Genomic DNA, 19342 nt, shown 5'->3' with positions numbered 1-19342 from the left:
ATACTTCTCCTATAGTCTTATATGCTTATTATTTGTCTTTTTTATCCGCGTTCATTTTTGCTTTTAACTGCGCTAATTCATCATCAACTTTCTCATTAGCTTCAAGTTCAGCAATTTCATCAGCCAACGATTTACTGCCAATATCATATGACTCTACTTGCGCTTCTATATCATCGATTTTTCGCTCATAGTTGTCAAAGCGGCTCATTGCGTCATTAATTTTGTCGCTATGTAGGTTTTGCTTAACTTTTAAGCGAGAATTAGCACTTTTCTCTCGAAGCAATATTGCTTTTTGACGCGCTTTTGCATCAACTAGCTTATCTTGCAATTGCGTTATTTCATCTTGTAACTTAGCAATATGCTCTTCAACATGTGCAAGCTCTTCAGCTAATGCTTGCGCACTGTCTTCACACTTTTTCTTTTCAAGCAAGGCTGCGCGGGCTAAATCTTCACGGTCTTTGCTTAACGCTAATTCCGCTTTTTCTTGCCATTGCTGTGCGTCATTTTCAAATCGTGCACTTTGACGAACAAGATCTTTTTTATCTGCGATCATTTTAGCTGATGATGAACGTACTTCAACTAAGGTATCTTCCATTTCTTGAATAATTAAACGCACCATTTTAGTTGGGTCTTCAGCTTTATCTAATAAGCTATTGATATTAGAGTTAATGATGTCTGAAAATCTCGAAAAAACACCCATAATTACTTCCTCATGCTATGATTAATTTACTGTCTGCTAGATAGTATTCACTTTTTATACCAAGTTTTTATACCGAGATAAACGATTGGTTTAATTAGTTTTATTATAATATCAAAAAAAACTTCAATCCATAGCGTTAATGAAATACACTATTTGTTAGCGAAATAAACCAATTATTAGGTATGAGCATGACCCGCTTCAACCAAAAAGATAATCTTATTGGCCAGTCAAACAGTTTTCTTGAAGTTCTTGAACACATTTCTCAAGTTGCTCCGCTAAGCAAACCAGTACTTATTATTGGTGAACGCGGCACAGGTAAAGAGCTCGTCGCCGCACGCCTGCACTACTTATCGAAACGTTGGGATCAAAACTATTTAAAGCTTAACTGTGCTGCCTTAAATGAAAACTTATTAGAAAGTGAATTGTTTGGTTATGAAAGCGGTGCTTTTACTGGCGCAAATAAACGTCATGAAGGCCGGTTTGAACGTGCTAATAACGGCAGCTTGTTTTTAGATGAAATCGCAAATACCTCAGGTTTAATTCAAGAAAAACTACTACGCGTGGTTGAATACGGTGAATTTGAACGCGTTGGCGGCTCTCGCACCATTAAAACCGACGCACGTTTAATCGCGGCAACCAATGAAGATTTACCAAGTTTAGCTGAATCAGGTGAGTTTCGTGCCGACCTACTCGACCGACTTGCCTTTGATGTGATCACCTTACCGCCATTAAGAGAACGCATAGAAGACATTCTTATTTTGGCGGAACATTTTGCTATTAATATGGCACGCGAATTAGACTTTGAATTATTCAGTGGTTTCTCTGAAAAAGCCAAGCGATCACTGCTTGATTATCATTGGCCAGGTAACGTACGTGAATTAAAAAATGTGGTTGAGCGTAGTGTTTATCGCAGCAACAACCCGCATGTGCCCGTGCATGAACTGGTTATTGATCCATTTGTTTCGGCGTATCGACCACAACAACGGGTGAAAACTCACGACCGCAGCGCTCAAGTTAAAGAAACAGTGAATACTATTGAACCAAACGTAACAGAAAACACTGCTGCCGTTACAACAGTCAGCGCAGAAAAACCTACGTTACAGTTTCCATTGTCACTGAAAAACCTGTCACAAGACTATGAGATTGAATTGCTCAAATCTGCCTTGGCCGCTCATCAATTCAATCAAAAGAAAACCGCCGAAGCCTTGGAGCTAACCTATCATCAATTACGAGGGTATTTGAAAAAATACAATTTACTTGATGGCAGCATGAATGATGAACAATAGATTATTAACACGTTTATTCACTTATAAGCGCATACTCACACTAAGTTTGGCACTGGCCCTAAGTGCGTGTGATTCAGCTAATGACGTGTCTTTAAAAGAGCAAAGTATTATTTATTGTGCGGAAGGCTCCCCTGAGAGTTTTAATCCACAAACGGTAACATCAGGTACCACAGTAGATACCACAGCTAAACACCTTTATGATCGATTGATTGCATTTAACAGTGACGACCATACCATAGTGCCGTCAATTGCCAAATCTTGGCATGTCACCCGCGATGGTAAACGCATTACCTTTTATTTACGCAAAGATATCAGTTTTCACACTACACAGTACTTCACGCCAACTCGGATGTTAAATGCTGATGACGTGATGTTTAGCTTCGAGCGAATTTTAAATGAACAGCATGAATACCATGAGGTATCTGGCGGCAGCTATCCTTTTTTTGAAAGTGTTAGGTTTGCCGAATTAGTGCAGTCTATAGAAAAAATAAACGACTATACCGTTCGTTTTAACTTAAATAATTCAAACAGTTCATTTCTCGCCAACTTAGCGACAGATTTTGCAGTAATTTTATCAAAAGAGTATGCCGAGCAATTAGCTCTAGAAAATCGCCATCAGCAAATTGATTTAAATCCAATAGGTACCGGTCCATATAAACTTATTGAATATCGCCCTGGTTCGTTAATTCGCTATTACCCACATGAAAACTATTGGCAGAATAAAACTGAGCTTTCACAATTGTTATTCGATATCACCCCAAGTAATACCAGTCGGCTAACAAAACTACTTACTGGTGAGTGTGATGTTGTCGCCTACCCAATAGCACATGAAAAAATCAACGAGCGCGACGATCTTATCTTAGAAGCGGTTACTTCATTTAATGTAGGTTATTTAGGTTTTAATACCCAAAAAGCCCCATTTGATAACCAAGAAGTACGATCAGCTATTGCTCACGCCATTAACAAGCAAGCCATCATTGAAGCGGTGTATTTTGGTCATGCCGAGCAAGCAACTTCACTATTACCGACTAACTCATGGGCTTACAATAGCAATATAAAAGACCGAACGTACTCTATCGAGTTTGCACGTTCTTTACTGGTCGCTGCCGGCTACCCCGATGGGTTTACTATGGATATTTGGGCAATGCCAGTGCAGCGAGCTTACAATCCAAATGCTTTAACTATGGCTAAATTAATTCAATCAGATTTAAAACAAATTGGCATCACCGTTAATATTGTTAGCTTTGAATGGGGCACATTTTTACGTAAGCTTGCGCAAGGCGAACATCAATCTGTATTGCTAGGTTGGTCTGCCGATCATCCCGACCCTGATAATTTTTTCACGCCATTGCTTAGCTGTAGTTCCGCTGAGTCAGGCAATAATCGCGTATTTTGGTGTAACGAAGAGTTTGATAAACTATTAAAAGAGTCGTTGGCAACCAATAACATTGGGTTGCGTAAAAAGTACTACGCCAGAGCGCTTGAGATTTTAGCAAAAGAAGTGCCCTTGATTCCTATTGCCCACTCAAAGCGATTTCAAGCAAGAAGCGAAAATGTTGAAGGACAACTACTTCACTCCATTGGCGGCATCGATTTTTCAGCAGTGAGTAAAAAGTAAGATGATAATTTTCACACTACGTCGACTAAATTTATTGCTGTTTACCTTTTTGCTGCTCACGCTACTGTCATTTAGTTTAAGCTACATGTTCCCCGGCGATGCCTTAGTTAATTTAACAGGCCAAATTAATGCCACGCCAGAACAACTTGCACTATTAAGTGACGAATATCGTCAAGATGAAAATATTGTTATCCAATATTGGGCTTACCTTTCGCATATGTTTAATGGCGATTTGGGTTTATCCATGGCTAGCCAATTACCTGTGCTCGATGAAATTAAAACTTTATTGCCTGCGACAATGGAGCTCTCTATTGCTGCGTTATTAGTGGCGATGTTTGTGGGTGTACCAATTGGTTTTATTGCTGCAATTAAGCATGAAAAGCTAACCGACAACCTTATTTTAACTGTGGCAATGTTTGGTTATTCTATTCCTGTTTTTTGGCTAGGCTTACTTGCAATAATGGCGTTTTCTATTCAACTCGCTTGGTTTCCGTCTGCTGGTCAATTAAGTTTGTTGTATGAAATTGAACACGTGACTGGCTTTTTGTTGATCGACATTTTGCTTAGTGACAGTACCTACAAGTGGCAAGCTTTTCAAAATGCTAGCATGCACATGATCTTACCAACCTGTGTGGTCGCATTAGCACCAGCAACTATTTTTATCCGTTTAGCAAGAACTGCGATGTTAGAAGTTCTCGATCAGAGCTATATTCGCGCCGCCAAAGCGAAAGGGTTAACGTTTAAACAGATCATCTACCGCCACGCTATTCGAAACGCGCTATTAAAAGTAATTCGCGATGTCGGCTTACAATTTGCGAACTTAGTCACCATTGCGATGGTAACAGAGGTTATTTTTAGCTGGCCCGGCATTGGCCGCTGGCTAATAGAAAGTATTTACCAGCGCGATTACACCGCTATTCAAAGTGGGCTATTAATGCTTTCAAGCTTTATTTTTGTCGTGCATATTTTTACCGACTTTATCTACGGCCTATTAAATCCATTGGCTAGGGAGTCTCGCCATGGCGCGTGATAAAATTTATCAAGAAGAAGAGTTTCCTTCACCACTGCTACAGTTATGGCATAACTTTAGACAATCTCCTGTGGTAATGATTGGCTTCTCAAGTTTTATATTTTTAACCTTATTAGCCATTTTTTCTCCGATATTAACGCCCCACTCATCAATAGAGAATCATTTAGACCAACTTTTATTGCCGCCAGCGTGGGATAAAGATGGCGATATCAGCTTTTTATTAGGCACCGATAATTTAGGTCGTGACATGCTATCTCGATTAATGCATGGCGCGTCACTGACCTTTGGTTTAAGTTTTATCGTGGTTATCATTTCATTAATCATTGGCGTACTTATTGGCTCGTTATCAGCATTGTCACGAGGCATAAAATCAAGCTTTCTTAACCATTTTTTAGATGTTATTTTATCAATTCCGTCGTTATTACTCGCCATTATCATTGTCGCTATTCTAGGGCCGGGGTTAAATAATACCTTGTGGGCCATTGTTATGGTGTTGATCCCACAATTTATTCATATCACCAGAAATGCAGTGGAAGAAGAGTTTACTAAAGACTATGTATTAGCATCGAGGCTTGATGGCGCAAGTTCACTACGGATTTTACGCTATTCGGTATTTCCCAATATTATTGAAAAAATTATCAGCTATGCAACTTTAGCGCAATCGGCGGCAATTTTAGATATTGCAGCACTCGGATTTTTAGGCTTAGGTGCACCAATTCCTTTACCGGAATGGGGCGCAATGTTATCTAACGGTATTGATTTATTTTATATCGCGCCATGGACAGTATATTTGCCAGGTTTAGCTATTTTATTCTCGGTTATCGCCACCAACTTAGTCGGTGAAGGTATGCGTCATGCTTTAAAAATTGGACGAGGTAACTAATGAATTTAGTTGATATTAGAAACCTTTCCATTGAATTAAAAACGGCAACAAGAAACATTCTTGCCGTTGACCGCGTTAGTTTATCAATGAAAGAAGGTGAAGTACGTGGCTTAGTAGGTGAGTCTGGTTCGGGTAAATCGCTACTCGCACAAGCGATTGTTGGTGTGCTCGATGAGCGCTGGACCGTGCATGCAGACCGTTTTCATTGGCGTGGCATAGATTTACTGCGCTACAGCCCAGACGAAAGAAAAGCGATTATTTCTAAAGATGTTGCCATGATTTTTCAAGAACCTATGGCCTGTTTAGATCCCACCACAACCATAGGCTCTCAGCTTGAAGAGGCGGTCGACACCGCACAATTAACCGGTAACTTTTGGCAACGACGCAAGCAACGAAAATTGGCGGTGGCAAATTTACTGCATAAAGTTGGCATTAAACATCATGAGGTGTGTGTAAAAAGCTATCCGCATCAGCTAACTGAAGCCTTATGTCAACGGGTGATGATTGCCATAGCGCTAGCTCGCCGCCCTATTTTATTGATCGCAGATGAACCAACAGCGGCAATGGAATCCACTAACCAAGCACAAATTTTTAGGCTACTGGCAAGTTTAAATCAACTGAAAAATATGTCGATTTTGTTGATCAGTCATGACTTAGAAAATGTAACTCACTGGACCAATACCATTACGGTGATGTACAGCGGGCAATTTGTCGAAGCTGGCACCACCGAGCAAATATTTACCAAGCCGTTTCACCCTTATACGCAAGCGTTATTAGACTCAAGCCCTAAAGCCAATATGCAGCTGCCGAAAAAGTCGCGACTAGCAACATTGCCCGGCAGTATTCCTATTTTGCAGCATTTGCCCATCGGTTGTCGTCTTGGCCCTAGATGTCCTCGCGCACAACAAGCCTGTGTCCAAGCTCCTAAAGTTAAAAATCACCATGGCCACTTGGTCAGTTGTCACTTTTCTTTAAAGGATGGAAATTAAATGTCAGCCTTATTAGAAGTCGCCAATTTAAGTAAAACCTATCGGCTCAGTAATTATTGGTTCAACAAAAAAGGCTTTTGCGCTTTAGAGCCAATATCGTTTAGTGTTCAAGCCTATAAAACCTTGGCAATTGTTGGTGAAGCTGGTTCAGGAAAGTCGACGCTTGCTAAGCTATTAGTGGGCGCAGAAAAACCAACCACCGGAAAGGTAAAGCTAAACGGGCAAGAGCTGACTTCAGGTAATTTTAAGCAAAGATGTCAGCATGTTCGTATGATCTTTCAAGACTCAGGTACAACATTAAACCCGAGCTTAACGATTCGACAATTATTAGATGAGCCACTAAAACTCAATACTGACTTAGATGAAACGCAGCGCAGCCAACTTATTCGCGATACGCTATTTAAAGTCGGCTTGTTAGCGGATCATATGAACTTCTATCCGCACATGTTCTCGGGCGGTCAAAAACAACGTATATCGTTAGCACGTGCAATTATTTTAAACCCGCAAGTGATCATTCTAGATGAAGCGCTCGCCTCTCTTGATCCATCATTACGTTCACAAATGATCAATCTATTGCTCGATTTACAACAGCAAATGGGCTTAGCGTTTATTCTGATCTCACACAATTTAGGCATTGTACGTCACTTTAGCGATTCGATGATGGTATTGCACAAAGGCAATGTGGTTGAAGAAGGACCAACGTCTCAAATACTGCGCGCTCCTAAAGACAAATATACACGCAAACTTATTATGGGACAGCATTACCACTTATTGCATAACTAATAGCTTAAATGATGCTTTTAACACGCTTACAAGCAGGTTAAAAGTTTGCTACATGCTTAGGATATTAAGCCCTTAAGCGGGCCCGTCATTTATTGCTTTTAATAAAGATAACCAAGTGCGCTTAACCTTAATTATCCCCCGCTTTTCTTTACCCACAAAAAAAGCTGCACTAGGCAGCTTTTTCAATTAACTAAAATATTTATCACTTAGTATTGGTTTTGAACCGTTAAGTTTGAAATATCTTTGGTGGTAATTTTAGCCTCAGCACGTAACGCATCAACAAAGCTCTTATATGCAGATTGAGCAAGCATTTGTACTTGTTGTTGCGCTAAGCTTGGGTCAACCTGAGCAGCGTCTACAGCACTAACTGCTTGAACTTCTAACAAGGCTAAATCGCCATTTGCTAAAGTTACCGTTGCCGCAGAAATATTACCTTCACTTGGGTGAGGCAAGACATAAGCTTCTTTACTGATTGATGAATCAATCGCGCTACCAAAACGAGTAATCGCTTTGTGCTCTTCAAAGGCAGCATTCACTTCAGCTAATTGCGCGCTAATATCTGCACCTGAGGTAAACTCAGCTAATAAATCAGCAGCCAATGTTTGTGCTTCTTCAGTGCTCTTTTGAGCAACTAGTGTCGTTTTAATACCTTCTTGAACTTCAGTTAATGGTTTAACAGTTGCTTCTTGGTATGACTTTAAGCGAACAACTACGGCTAACTTATCGTTGACTTCAACAATATCTGAGTTCAATTGCTCTAAAATCACTATATCTGAAAAAGCGGTCTCCATTAACTGTGCATTATTAAATGGCGCTGAATTGCCGCCACGAGCTAACCAAGGTGAAGTTTGCACAGATAAATCTGCAGCGCTCGCTGCATCTTCTAGGCTATCTGGAAATTCAAAGCTTAAACGAGCCACTTCTTGTTGAAGTTCAAAAAACTTGTCTTGTGCTTTGTCACTGCTAAGTTGTGCATGAAGTTCTTCTTGCACGTCAGCTAATGCTTTCACTTTTTCAGCTTCAATTGCCGTTAATTTAATTAAGTGGTAACCAAAAGACGTTTCAACAACATCACTCACTGAACCAACATCGGTTAATGCAAAAGCACTTTCTTCAAAAGCTTCTTCCATTACACCGGTTTCTAACCATTCAAGGTCGCCGCCATTTTCACCACTAAAGCTATCGTCTGATAATTCTTGGGCTAATGCTGCAAAGTCTTCACCTTGAGCAATACGAGCTGCGATTGCGTCAATTTTTTCTTTGCTTGCGTCTTGGTCATCACCAAATTCAACAAGAATATGAGAAACACGACGTCTTTCTTCTTGGGTATAGCTAGTGATATTTTCTTGATAGAAGGTTTCGACTTCTTCATCAGTGATCGCAATGCCTTTGGCAATTTCATCTACATCAAGGGCAATATATTCAAGCTGTACTTTCTCTTGGTTTTGGAACATCGCTTGATTAGCTTGATAATAGCTATTTAGCTCTTCGTCAGTCACTTCAACTGAAGCTTCAAATTGCTTGGCTGAGATAGTAGCAAAACGAATATCACGTTGTTGATTCTGTAAAGCACTTAGCATTTCTTCTTGGTAAGGTAAGTTAAACTCACTCGCCACTAGAGATTGTGTTAATTGCTGACGTGTCATTTCAACACGTAGATAATCACGAAAATCTGACGACTGATAAAAACCCGCTTGATTGATAACCGCTAAGTAACGATTATTGTCAAATACGCCGTCTGATTGAAATTCTGGCATTTGACGAATAGTTTGCTTTATACGTTGATCAGAAACACGAATACCTAAATCACGACTGCTTTGATCAATTAACTTTTCACTTATCGCATTTTCTAAAACACCTTGGCGAAAGTTAGCCATGTATTCTTTGTTTTCCGATAATGTATTGAACATTTCACCGAATTGCTGCGCCATTCTGTTGCGCTGTGCTGTGTAAGCTTTGTTAAAATCAGCCTGTGAAATCTTCTCACCGTTTACTTCAGCTACGGAAGTATCAACAGCAGTTGTGTAACTGCCAATACCTGCAACAGCAAAGGTTAAAATAATAAAACCTAGGATGATTTTAGCAGTCAATCCTTGAGAGCTTTCTCTTATATTTTCTAGCATTTTTGTCTCTATTACGTCAGCTATATTTCTTTGTGCGCGATTTTAGCAGATGCTAGGCATTGCTAGAAGTCACAAAATGAAAAATATTTTTTATAATTGTCAGTTATACCAATTACATTAATAAATTAGTCAACTTAGAACTCGATTATCGACCTTAGAACAAACAAAATTACTTAAACATAGTCTTTCTATATTTCTTTAATTTTGAGCGGTTATCAGTTCGCTAATCAGTTCCCAAAGGGCGATTTTAAAAGTCTTATATCCATCGTTATTGATTTTGACAAGGGAATAACCATTCTCTTCAATCAACGCCTTGCCTACATGGATGTAGGTACTTAGGTTATGCACGGAGCATATAACCTGTGCCTATAAGACTTTTAATTATCGCTAAGTGAACAATTTATTAATGCACTTGGTATTAGACCAATCCAGTAAACTGGCAGTAGATAAAAAAAGACCACCGAAAGGTGGTCTTTAAATATTCTTATTTATAACTGTGATTAGTTACAAGCATCTTTTAATGCTTTACCCGCTTTAAAAGATGGGATTTTAGCTGCTGCGATTTCGATTGTCGCACCAGTTTGTGGGTTACGACCAGTACGTGCTGCACGGTCACGTACAGAGAAAGTACCAAAACCAACTAGAGCAACTTGCTCACCACTTTTAAGTTCTTCTGTAACTGCTTCAATAAATGAATCTAATGCACGACCTGCAGCAGCTTTAGAAATATCTGCACCAGCAGCAATCTTTTCGATTAGTTGAGATTTATTCACAGTGTTTCCCCTTCAATTGTTATTATTCAGCGCCATCTTTTGTTTAACGTCCTGTGAAACATATTCTTACGTTTCTATCGAACATCAAGCGCCGAGTTAAAGAAATCAAAAATTAAAATTAAGCGATTATTTTTTGTTAGACCCCATATCTATTGGGGTCTAGCGATATCAGCGTTGTTAACTTACCATAGTTTCGTCGTTTGAAAAGCGAAATTTTGCGTTTTTTACACTTTTTTTCACCTTTTTTGACTTTTTTCCTGAAAAAACAACATTTTTTGCTGATTTTTTATTCAGCCTGCCATTTTTCAACTGGCTGTTCAAGCGCAATGGCTAGAACATCATCAATCCATTTTACTGGGTGAATTGCGAGGTCAGCCTTAATATTGTCAGGAATTTCTTGTAAATCACGCTCGTTGTCTTTTGGAATTACCACAGTTTTAATACCACCGCGATGTGCCGCCAGTAGTTTTTCTTTTAAACCACCAATGGCTAAAACTTCACCACGCAAGGTAATTTCACCTGTCATTGCAACATCCGCTTTGACCGGATTACCCGTTAAGCTTGATACTAATGCTGTGCACATGCCAATACCAGCACTTGGACCATCTTTAGGCGTAGCACCTTCAGGCACATGAACATGAATGTCACGTTTTTCGTAAAAGTCGTCATTTATGCGCAGTTTTTCAGTTCGACTTCTAACCACTGTCATTGCCGCTTGAATTGACTCTTGCATTACATCGCCTAATGAGCCGGTATAGGTTAGTTTTCCTTTACCCGGTACAGAGGCTGTTTCTATAGTTAATAGCTCACCACCAACTTCTGTCCATGCAAGACCAGTGACTTGGCCGACACGGTTACTATCTTCTGCTTTGCCATAATCAAAACGTTGTACACCTAAATAGTCTTTTAAGTTGTCTTGGTTAATAACGATTTTCTTCAAACTCTTGTCGAGCAAGATAGCTTTAACCGCTTTACGACATAGTTTGGAAATCTCACGCTCTAAACTACGTACGCCAGCTTCACGAGTGTAATAACGAATAATGCCAATAATTGCACTATCTTCTATCTCAATCTCTTTGGTTTTTAAGCCATTGCGCTCAATTTGTTTAGTGACTAAGTGATTACGCGCGATATTGAGTTTTTCGTCTTCGGTATAGCCTGATAAACGAATCACTTCCATACGGTCAAGTAACGGCCCTGGAATATTCATGCTGTTCGATGTAGCAACAAACATCACATCAGATAAGTCGTAGTCAACTTCAAGATAATGATCGTTAAAGCTACTGTTTTGCTCAGGATCTAATACTTCTAATAAAGCAGATGCTGGATCGCCGCGCATATCAGAGGCCATTTTGTCGATTTCATCTAACAAAAACAGTGGGTTTTTAACGCCCGCTTTTGAAATTTTTTGGATAAGCTTACCCGGCAATGAACCAATATAGGTACGGCGATGACCACGAATTTCTGCTTCATCACGTACGCCACCTAAAGCCATACGCACGTATTTACGACCCGTAGATTTCGCAATCGATTGCCCAAGCGAGGTTTTACCCACACCTGGAGGACCCACTAAGCACAAAATTGGCCCTTTTAATTGGCTAACGCGCTGTTGCACCGCTAAATACTCTAAAATGCGCTCTTTTACTTTATCTAAGCCGTAATGGTCTTTATCAAGTACTTCTTCAGCAAGCTTCAAATTGCGCTTTAATTTACTGCGCTTTTTCCAAGGCACATTGGTCATTACATCGATGTAGCTGCGAACAACGGTTGCTTCAGCAGACATTGGTGACATCATTTTTAATTTCTGCAATTCAGCTAAGGTTTTTTCCTTGGCTTCTTTTGGCATTTGCGCTTCTTCAATTTTTTTGGTGATTTGCTCAGCTTCATCTGGCACATCGTCCATATCACCTAATTCTTTTTGAATGGCTTTCATTTGCTCATTCAAATAGTACTCACGCTGGCTTTTTTCCATTTGCTTTTTAACGCGAGTACGAATTTTTTTCTCAACTTGTAGTAAGTCGATTTCACCTTCCATTAACGCCATCAAGTATTCTAGGCGTTTGGCAATATCAGTAATTTCTAAAACTTTTTGCTTTTCAACAAGCTTCAGTGGCATATGAGCCGCCATGGTATCGGCAAGCTGTTCCGCATCATCAATTCCTGACACAGAGGTAAGCACTTCTGGCGGAATTTTTTTGTTAAGTTTGACGTAACCTTCAAACTGAGAGATTGCTGAACGAATTAAAATTTCGATATTATCGATATCGCCACCTTCTGCGGCGAGGTAATTTATATTGGCGGTAAAATATTGCTCTGTTTCAACAAAATTATCTATTTGTGCACGTTGAGCACCTTCAACCAATACCTTTACGGTACCGTCGGGTAATTTCAGCATTTGTAAAATAGTCGCAACGGTGCCGGTTTCATAAACATCGTCAGCTGTTGGATCATCAACAGCGGCATCTTTTTGCGCCACGAGGAAAATTTTCTTGTCATTTTCCATCGCAATATCTAAACAACGAATTGATTTTTCTCTGCCAACAAATAAAGGAATAACCATTTGCGGGTAAACAACAACATCGCGCAAGGCTAGTACGGGGATTTCAGATACACCTGATAACTCATCGGTCATTTGTTACTCTCTCGGAAATCAGCACTGTAAACATACTGATGGAAAATAATTAGAAGTTAAAAACTATATGGGGATATTGAAGAAGCTTTCAACAGAGAAATAAAAAAAAGAGCCTAATTGGCTCTTTTATAATCAATTCTTCGTATTATCGAAGTTAATTTTCAGATGCAGCTTGCTCTTGTGGTGTTTCATAAATAATTATCGGCTTAGACTCACCTTTAATTACCGTTTCATCAACCACAACTTTGGTCGCATTTTCCATTGAAGGCAGCTCATACATAGTATCAAGCAATACGCCTTCAACAATCGAACGTAAACCACGAGCACCGGTTTTGCGTACCATGGCTTTATTAGCGATCGCCAGTAAGGCGTCTTTTCTAAACTCTAGCTCGACATCTTCCATATCAAAAAGTGCAGTAAACTGTTTAGTTAAGGCATTTTTTGGCTCTTGAAGGATTTGAATTAATGCATCTTCATCGAGTTCACTTAAAGTAGCAACAACTGGTAAACGACCAATGAATTCAGGAATTAATCCGTATTTCACTAAATCTTGTGGTTCAACTTCTTGGAAACGCTCGGTTAATGATTTTTCTTCATCTTTACCACGTACCTCAGCGCCAAAACCAATACCTGTACCTGTATGACAACGCTGTTCGATTACTTTATCAAGGCCGGCAAATGCACCGCCACAAATAAACAAAATCTTAGACGTATCTACTTGTAAAAACTCTTGCTGTGGATGTTTACGACCACCTTGTGGTGGTACAGAAGCGATAGTACCTTCAACAAGTTTTAACAGTGCTTGTTGAACACCCTCACCTGAAACATCACGCGTGATTGATGGGTTATCCGATTTACGTGAAATTTTATCAATTTCATCGATGTAAACGATACCACGTTGTGCTTTCTCTACATCATAATCACACTTTTGCAGCAGTTTTTGAATGATATTTTCAACGTCTTCACCAACATAACCTGCTTCGGTTAACGTGGTTGCATCGGCCATAGTAAATGGCACATCTAACAAGCGTGCTAAGGTTTCAGCAAGTAAGGTTTTACCGCTACCTGTAGGGCCAATAAGTAAAATATTACTTTTGCCTAACTCAACACCATTGTGAGAGTCACCATTGCGCAAACGCTTGTAGTGATTGTATACCGCTACCGCTAATACTTTTTTCGCATGGTCTTGACCAATAACGTAATCGTCTAAACTTTCACGAATTTCAATTGGCGAAGGCAAACTTTCTTTATCTTGCTTTGGAGAAATTTCTTTTATTTCTTCACGAATAATGTCATTACACAGCTCCACACATTCGTCGCAAATGAAAACAGAAGGGCCTGCAATCAGTTTGCGCACTTCATGTTGGCTTTTGCCACAGAACGAGCAATATAATAACTTTCCGTTTTCACCGTCACCTTTTTGAATATCGGTCATACGGTACCTCTAAAATCTAATAAATTTGTCATTCGATACTATTAAGTATTTCATAAAATCGGCAGATAACAACGCCAATTCGCCAGAAGTTACTTATTTATCGGTTCTCTGTTCTAATATGGCGTCAACTAATCCATATTCAACCGCACTTTCTGCACTTAAGAAATTATCTCGGTCGGTATCTTGTGATACTTTCTCTAAAGATTGGCCAGTATGCTCAGCCATTAAGCGATTTAACTTCTCTTTGATGTATAAAATTTCTTTTGCATGAATTTCAAAATCAGACGCTTGACCTTGGAAACCACCTAACGGTTGGTGGATCATCACACGTGCATTAGGCAGACAGTAACGTTTGCCCTTTTCACCACCAGAAAGTAAAAATGCACCCATGCTAGCCGCTTGACCAATACAAACCGTACTGATGTTTGGCTTAATAAACTTCATGGTATCGTAAATTGCCATGCCTGCCGTTACCGAACCACCTGGCGAATTAATATAAAGATAAATATCTTTATCAGGGCTTTCTGACTCTAAGAATAATAATTGCGCAACAATTAAGTTAGCCATATGGTCTTCCACTTGACCACATAAAAATATGACGCGTTCTTTTAGTAAACGAGAATAAATATCGTAAGAGCGCTCACCTTTAGATGTTTGCTCAACTACCATAGGCACTAATGCACTTTCGGTAATGCTGGTTAAATCATGAGAATTATTTTGAGAAGTAAACAAGGCTTAATCCTTAATATAAAAAAATGGCTCGTATGTCTCCATACAAGCCATTTAAGCTATTGCTTGACAAGATGTCAATCTAAAGCTGCACTATTATTTACTAGAAAGCTAAATTGAGTAATATATCGACAAAATTTCGCTTATTTTAGTGTTAACGCAGCAAAGAGATTACTTACCTTCTGGGTTCATAATTTCTTGGAAAGACGCTTTTTTGTCAGTTACTTTTGCAGAAGCTAATACTAATTCAACTGCTTGCTCTTCTAATGCAACGTTTTGCATTTGTTGAGAAAGCTCTTTGTTTGTTTTGTAGTATTCGATAACTTCTTGTGGATCTTCGTATGCTGAAGCTGCTGATTCAATAAGCTCAGTGACTTTCGCTTCGTCAACTTTTAATTCGTTAACTTTGATCACTTCACCAAGTAGTAAACCTACAACAACGCGACGCTTAGCTTGCTCTTCAAACATTTCTGCAGGAAGTTCAGGCATGTTCTTAGGATCCATTTGACCACCAAAACGTTGCATTGCTTGCTGACGTAATACGTCAACTTCTTGTGCAATTAACGCTTTAGGAACATCTAATTCATGCGCTTCAACTAAACCGTTGATCACTTGCTCTTTTACTTTGGTTTTAACCGCTTGGTTAAGTTCACGCGACATGTTCTTACGTACTTCAGCACGTAATGCTTCAACGCCACCTTCTTGAATACCAAATAATGTTGCAAACTCGTCATCAATTTTCGGCACTACTGGGCCTTCAGTTTTATGAACAACGATGTCGAACTCAGCTTCTTTACCTTTTAGGTTTTCAGCGTGGTAATCTTCTGGGAAAGTAACAGTGATAGTTTTCTCTTCACCAACTTTCATACCGATGATGTCTTTTTCAAAACCTGGGATCATACGACCAGCACCAAGTTCTAATTCAAAACCTTCAGACTTGCCGCCTTCAAACTCTTCACCGTCAACACGGCCTGTAAAGTCGATAGTTAACTTATCGCCTTTTTTAGTTTTACGCTTGTTTTCTTTCCAAGTTTTATGTTGGTTTTGAAGCGTAACAAACATTTCGTCTAAATCTTCATCAGAAATTTCAACGTCTGGACGCTCAACAGCGATATCTTCTAAGCCTTTTAATTCTACTTCTGGGTATACTTCAAAAGTAGCATCAAATTCTAACGCTTTGCCATCTTCGTTGCTTTTAGCAACAAACTCTGGACGGCCAGCAGGTGTTAACTTTTCAGCAACAATGGCTTCATAAAAGTTACGTTGCATTAATTCACCAGCAACTTCTTGACGTACAGATTGACCGTAACGCTTTTGAATTACTGACGGTGGCACTTTACCTGGGCGGAAGCCATTAATACGTTGTGTTTTCGCGATATGGCGAAGACGATTTTTAACTTCAACATCTACGGTTTCGGCAGGAACAGAAATGGTTATACGGCGTTCCAAACCTTGTGTAGTCTCAACTGAAACTTGCATTTACTTACCTCAAAACTTAGCGCTATACGCTATTTACAATGCACCTATATATAGAAGAAAAAATACAGTTATTTTAACTTCTAGCCCATACAACGTCAGGTGTTTAGGCCCGGAAATTCCGGATAAAAGATGTCTAGATTAAAAATAATGACGACGAATTATAGCGGTGCTTAAGCGTAGAGTCGAGTAGTTAAGCAAAATTTATTTACTCGTCTATTTATCGACCAAAAAACAGCGCACATTTTAACGTTATTTTCTTCTCGAATTCATAGTTTACCGGGCGCTAATGGTAAATGTGCCAACAAGTTGTTGCAGTTTATTCGCGGTTGAGTCAACCATGTTAGAGCTATGTGTTAACTCTTCAATTGAATGTGTCATATTTTTAGTGACTTCAGTTACTGTTCGCGCAGTCTCACCATTTCGGGCACTGTTTTGCTCGATAACGCTAATGGTTTCAAACATTTCATCAACTATTTGATGTAACTCTTGATTCTCATTTGAAGCGGCTTCGGTAAGTTTAAGGTTTTGATCAACATTTTTAACACCCGACTCCATAAAGCTTACCGCTTGTTGCGTTTGTGACTGCAAGCTTTGGATCATCGTTTGAATATCTTGTGCTGCCGTAGCGGTTCTTGCAGCTAATCCCCTAACTTCATCAGAAACGACGGAAAAGCCTCGACCATGCTCACCGGCGCGGGCTGCTTCAATGGCTGCATTCAGAGCGAGTAAATTGGTTTGGTTGGTGATGTCTGTGATCACACTAATAATATTGCCAATTTCCTCCATTCGAGCATCAATAGATTGAACAGAGCTAGCGGTTGTATCGACAACATCTCTTATTTCTTGCGTTGCTGCCCGTGCATCTAAGTAATCTTTTTTCGCTTTTTCAACGACTGTAGCCATGGTCGATTTCATGTTCTCAGCGGTACTGGCGGCTTGCAATATAACCTGACTTTGATTTTCGATTAATTGCTGCATGTGTTCCATTGATTGATGCACTTGATGGGAGCTTGAATGGGCTTCTTCATTGCGTGACAACATTGTCTCATTCGTCGCCTTTACATTGCCCGACGCTTGAATAACCTGTCCGACAATACCGTCTAAATTATCAATAAAACTATTAATCCAGCGACTCATATCTCCCGTTTCGTCATGTTTAATTTTATCGGCATTTAATCGTTGCGTAAGGTTACCTTCGCCTTCAGCAATAGTACGTATCACTTCCGTCATCTTATTAAGGCGTTTAGAAATGCGGTTGGTACCTAGTTTTGAAAATACAAAACAACTGAGCAAGGCAAAAAAGACTGTAATAGTGCCAACAACAACATCAGATAAGCCAGTGAAAGTCGTTAAACCGGCATGAATACCTAAAATGCTACTAACCATAACAAAATAAATTTGCATTAAACCAAGGTTAATTGAACGCCTGCGATATACTTCTTCAAGATCCGCCTCGCACATCATTCCCCAAGTATCTAACGATCCTGGCACTTTAAAGGTCACCCCCTTACCAATAACAGGAATGTGACGATAGTCTGAATATCCTGGGTAAGTCACAAACAAGTTCTCTCCATGTGAAATGGTTTCACGAACCCCTGGATGCAAATCATTGGTGGCAGGATCCGTAAAACGAATTTCAAATTCAGTATGTCGATTTATTTTTACTGTCCCGTATTCTGTGTTCACACCCGATTTTAAGTTCTCTCCATGACTAAAGGTATTGTCTTCAAACCGAGAGCGAGATAATGCTGTTCCTTTCATTATTTGACGGTCAAAATTCGACTCCACCATAAATAAATAGTTATCGCCAGATTCAGGATATATATGACCGGCTTCACGCTGAATTAAGTCCCCTAGCACATCATTTGGTACGCGGCCGCATAAAAAGCCAATGGTTTTCCCTGCCATTTTAATCGGTTGATAAAACATTAACGTCACTTCATCATGAAATTGAGAGGAGGAAGCGCCGATAGTTAAGGTAACGTTATCGATATAAGGACCGTGTAAAAAAGCATTTTCTGTTGCTTGCTGCATCGCTTGAGTTTCTTGGTGCTTTTGCCCTATTCTTTTTGAGAATGTACTTGTTAGTATTTTGCCTTCAACATCGATAATAAAAATTTCGGAAAAGTCGGCAGTACTTTGTAATTTATCCGTTAATAGGCATTGATTGCTTTCTAATTGCACAAGATCGATTAAGTTCAGTAACGATTTAAGATGATCCCACTGATTATTTGCCCAATTTTGTAATAGCTTTACTCGGGTAGCAGCTATGCCCTCAAATGCTTGCTCAACAGCGCTGTAGGTGCTGTTATTGACTAAGCAAGACCAACCAAGCTTAAGCTTACCAGTGCTGCCAAACCAAGGTAACCAGCGTTTTTCTTTAGGTGTTAAATTCATTAAGGCACTTTTCAAGCTCATAAACTTTCTCTACTCAAATGATATAAATTATTGTTAGTATTTTTAGAGGAGGTAGTCGCAGCATGTCTTACACAAAAAACATTATTTTGGACACAACAACGCAGCCGTTCACAGCCACCAGCAAAAAAAGTGCCTGATATAATAAATTTATAACCACCCTTCACCCAAGCCTTTCCAAGCCAAATTAAAACAATAAAAATCAGACGCTTACGAAAAATTACAAGCCAGCGACTTTGTTAATAAATTGTACCGAAAAACAATAAACAAACGAACATCCATACGTAGAAATACTCATGAACCACCTTGGTGCAGATGCACACCTTAAGTGCAATTGCACCATAAAGGTGTTCGCAGACATTAATTGCAATAAAGGTTCTGTATTGGTTCAGGCCTAGTTTAAGGCGCAGCAGAGTTTTAGAGTTGTAGAGTTTTAGAGTTTTAGAGTTTTAGAGTTGTAAAATATT

The 19342-nt window shown here is 39.4% G+C and carries 14 protein-coding genes; 6 read left to right on the top strand and 8 right to left on the bottom strand.

The annotated features are described in order from the left end of the window. Positions 1-28: 28 nt before the first annotated feature. The gene (gene pspA, locus ACRRSQ_RS01245) at positions 29-700 is read right to left on the bottom strand and encodes a phage shock protein PspA (protein ID WP_440873865.1); all 672 of its coding nucleotides are present in this window, start codon (positions 698-700) and stop codon (positions 29-31) included. A gap of 188 nt (positions 701-888) precedes the next feature. On the opposite strand from pspA, the gene pspF reads away from it, so the two are divergent. From pspF to ACRRSQ_RS01215, 6 genes are read left to right on the top strand one after another with little or no spacing between them, the layout of a single operon-like run. Then, positions 889-1986 (top strand): phage shock protein operon transcriptional activator, encoded by a 1098-nt coding sequence (pspF, locus tag ACRRSQ_RS01240; protein WP_440873864.1) that lies wholly within the window; start codon positions 889-891, stop codon positions 1984-1986. Continuing rightward, positions 1973-3604 carry an ABC transporter substrate-binding protein gene (locus ACRRSQ_RS01235; protein WP_440873863.1) on the top strand — a complete coding sequence of 544 codons (1632 nt, stop codon included), beginning with the start codon at positions 1973-1975 and terminating at the stop codon, positions 3602-3604. Before pspF ends, ACRRSQ_RS01235 begins: the two co-directional genes overlap by 14 nt. 1 nt (position 3605) lies before the next feature. Further along, a complete protein-coding gene (locus tag ACRRSQ_RS01230; protein ID WP_440873862.1) occupies positions 3606-4634 on the top strand; it encodes an ABC transporter permease in 1029 nt (342 codons plus the stop codon). Beyond that, positions 4624-5517, top strand: coding sequence for an ABC transporter permease subunit (locus ACRRSQ_RS01225; protein ID WP_440873861.1), 894 nt, complete (start codon positions 4624-4626; stop codon positions 5515-5517). The genes ACRRSQ_RS01230 and ACRRSQ_RS01225 overlap by 11 nt, the downstream gene beginning before the upstream one ends. Further along, positions 5517-6506 carry a peptide ABC transporter ATP-binding protein gene (locus tag ACRRSQ_RS01220; RefSeq protein WP_440873860.1) on the top strand — a complete coding sequence of 330 codons (990 nt, stop codon included), beginning with the start codon at positions 5517-5519 and terminating at the stop codon, positions 6504-6506. Before ACRRSQ_RS01225 ends, ACRRSQ_RS01220 begins: the two co-directional genes overlap by 1 nt. Further along, complete coding sequence (locus tag ACRRSQ_RS01215) at positions 6507-7289, top strand: peptide ABC transporter ATP-binding protein (RefSeq protein WP_440873859.1); 783 nt, start codon at positions 6507-6509, stop codon at positions 7287-7289. A gap of 206 nt (positions 7290-7495) precedes the next feature. On the opposite strand, the gene ACRRSQ_RS01210 is transcribed toward ACRRSQ_RS01215, so the two are convergent. From ACRRSQ_RS01210 to ACRRSQ_RS01180, 7 genes are all read right to left on the bottom strand, one after another. After that, positions 7496-9412: a SurA N-terminal domain-containing protein gene (locus tag ACRRSQ_RS01210; protein WP_440873858.1), complete on the bottom strand. Its 1917-nt coding sequence runs from the start codon at positions 9410-9412 to the stop codon at positions 7496-7498. Positions 9413-9912: 500 nt separating this feature from the next. Continuing rightward, a complete protein-coding gene (hupB, locus tag ACRRSQ_RS01205; protein WP_074499445.1) occupies positions 9913-10185 on the bottom strand; it encodes a nucleoid-associated protein HU-beta in 273 nt (90 codons plus the stop codon). Positions 10186-10471: 286 nt separating this feature from the next. Continuing rightward, entirely contained in the window at positions 10472-12817 is a 2346-nt protein-coding gene (gene lon / locus ACRRSQ_RS01200) for an endopeptidase La (protein WP_440873857.1), read from the bottom strand. Positions 12818-12971: 154 nt separating this feature from the next. Further along, positions 12972-14252 (bottom strand): ATP-dependent protease ATP-binding subunit ClpX, encoded by a 1281-nt coding sequence (clpX, locus tag ACRRSQ_RS01195; protein ID WP_440873856.1) that lies wholly within the window; start codon positions 14250-14252, stop codon positions 12972-12974. A gap of 93 nt (positions 14253-14345) precedes the next feature. Then, entirely contained in the window at positions 14346-14984 is a 639-nt protein-coding gene (clpP, locus tag ACRRSQ_RS01190) for an ATP-dependent Clp endopeptidase proteolytic subunit ClpP (protein WP_440873855.1), read from the bottom strand. A 168-nt stretch (positions 14985-15152) separates the two neighbouring features. Continuing rightward, positions 15153-16460, bottom strand: coding sequence for a trigger factor (gene tig / locus ACRRSQ_RS01185; protein WP_440873854.1), 1308 nt, complete (start codon positions 16458-16460; stop codon positions 15153-15155). Positions 16461-16733: 273 nt separating this feature from the next. Further along, entirely contained in the window at positions 16734-18878 is a 2145-nt protein-coding gene (locus tag ACRRSQ_RS01180; RefSeq protein ID WP_440873853.1) for a methyl-accepting chemotaxis protein, read from the bottom strand. Positions 18879-19342: the final 464 nt, after the last annotated feature.

The organism is Thalassotalea sp. PLHSN55 (assembly GCF_052030545.1).
GTDB lineage: Bacteria > Pseudomonadota > Gammaproteobacteria > Enterobacterales > Alteromonadaceae > CANMXU01.
This window is presented reverse-complemented; position numbering and strand designations above follow the sequence as displayed.

What these genes read in the sequence shown, in the direction of transcription:
- clpX (WP_440873856.1), bottom strand. Translation starts at nt 14,252, where the DNA reads ATGACCGATATTCAAAAAGGTGACGGTGAAAACGGAAAGTTATTATAT.
- ACRRSQ_RS01215 (WP_440873859.1), top strand. Translation starts at nt 6,507, where the DNA reads ATGTCAGCCTTATTAGAAGTCGCCAATTTAAGTAAAACCTATCGGCTC.
- ACRRSQ_RS01220 (WP_440873860.1), top strand. Translation starts at nt 5,517, where the DNA reads ATGAATTTAGTTGATATTAGAAACCTTTCCATTGAATTAAAAACGGCA.
- ACRRSQ_RS01225 (WP_440873861.1), top strand. Translation starts at nt 4,624, where the DNA reads ATGGCGCGTGATAAAATTTATCAAGAAGAAGAGTTTCCTTCACCACTG.
- lon (WP_440873857.1), bottom strand. Translation starts at nt 12,817, where the DNA reads ATGACCGATGAGTTATCAGGTGTATCTGAAATCCCCGTACTAGCCTTG.
- pspF (WP_440873864.1), top strand. Translation starts at nt 889, where the DNA reads ATGACCCGCTTCAACCAAAAAGATAATCTTATTGGCCAGTCAAACAGT.
- ACRRSQ_RS01210 (WP_440873858.1), bottom strand. Translation starts at nt 9,412, where the DNA reads ATGCTAGAAAATATAAGAGAAAGCTCTCAAGGATTGACTGCTAAAATC.
- pspA (WP_440873865.1), bottom strand. Translation starts at nt 700, where the DNA reads ATGGGTGTTTTTTCGAGATTTTCAGACATCATTAACTCTAATATCAAT.
- ACRRSQ_RS01235 (WP_440873863.1), top strand. Translation starts at nt 1,973, where the DNA reads ATGATGAACAATAGATTATTAACACGTTTATTCACTTATAAGCGCATA.
- ACRRSQ_RS01230 (WP_440873862.1), top strand. Translation starts at nt 3,606, where the DNA reads ATGATAATTTTCACACTACGTCGACTAAATTTATTGCTGTTTACCTTT.
- ACRRSQ_RS01180 (WP_440873853.1), bottom strand. Translation starts at nt 18,878, where the DNA reads ATGAGCTTGAAAAGTGCCTTAATGAATTTAACACCTAAAGAAAAACGC.
- tig (WP_440873854.1), bottom strand. Translation starts at nt 16,460, where the DNA reads ATGCAAGTTTCAGTTGAGACTACACAAGGTTTGGAACGCCGTATAACC.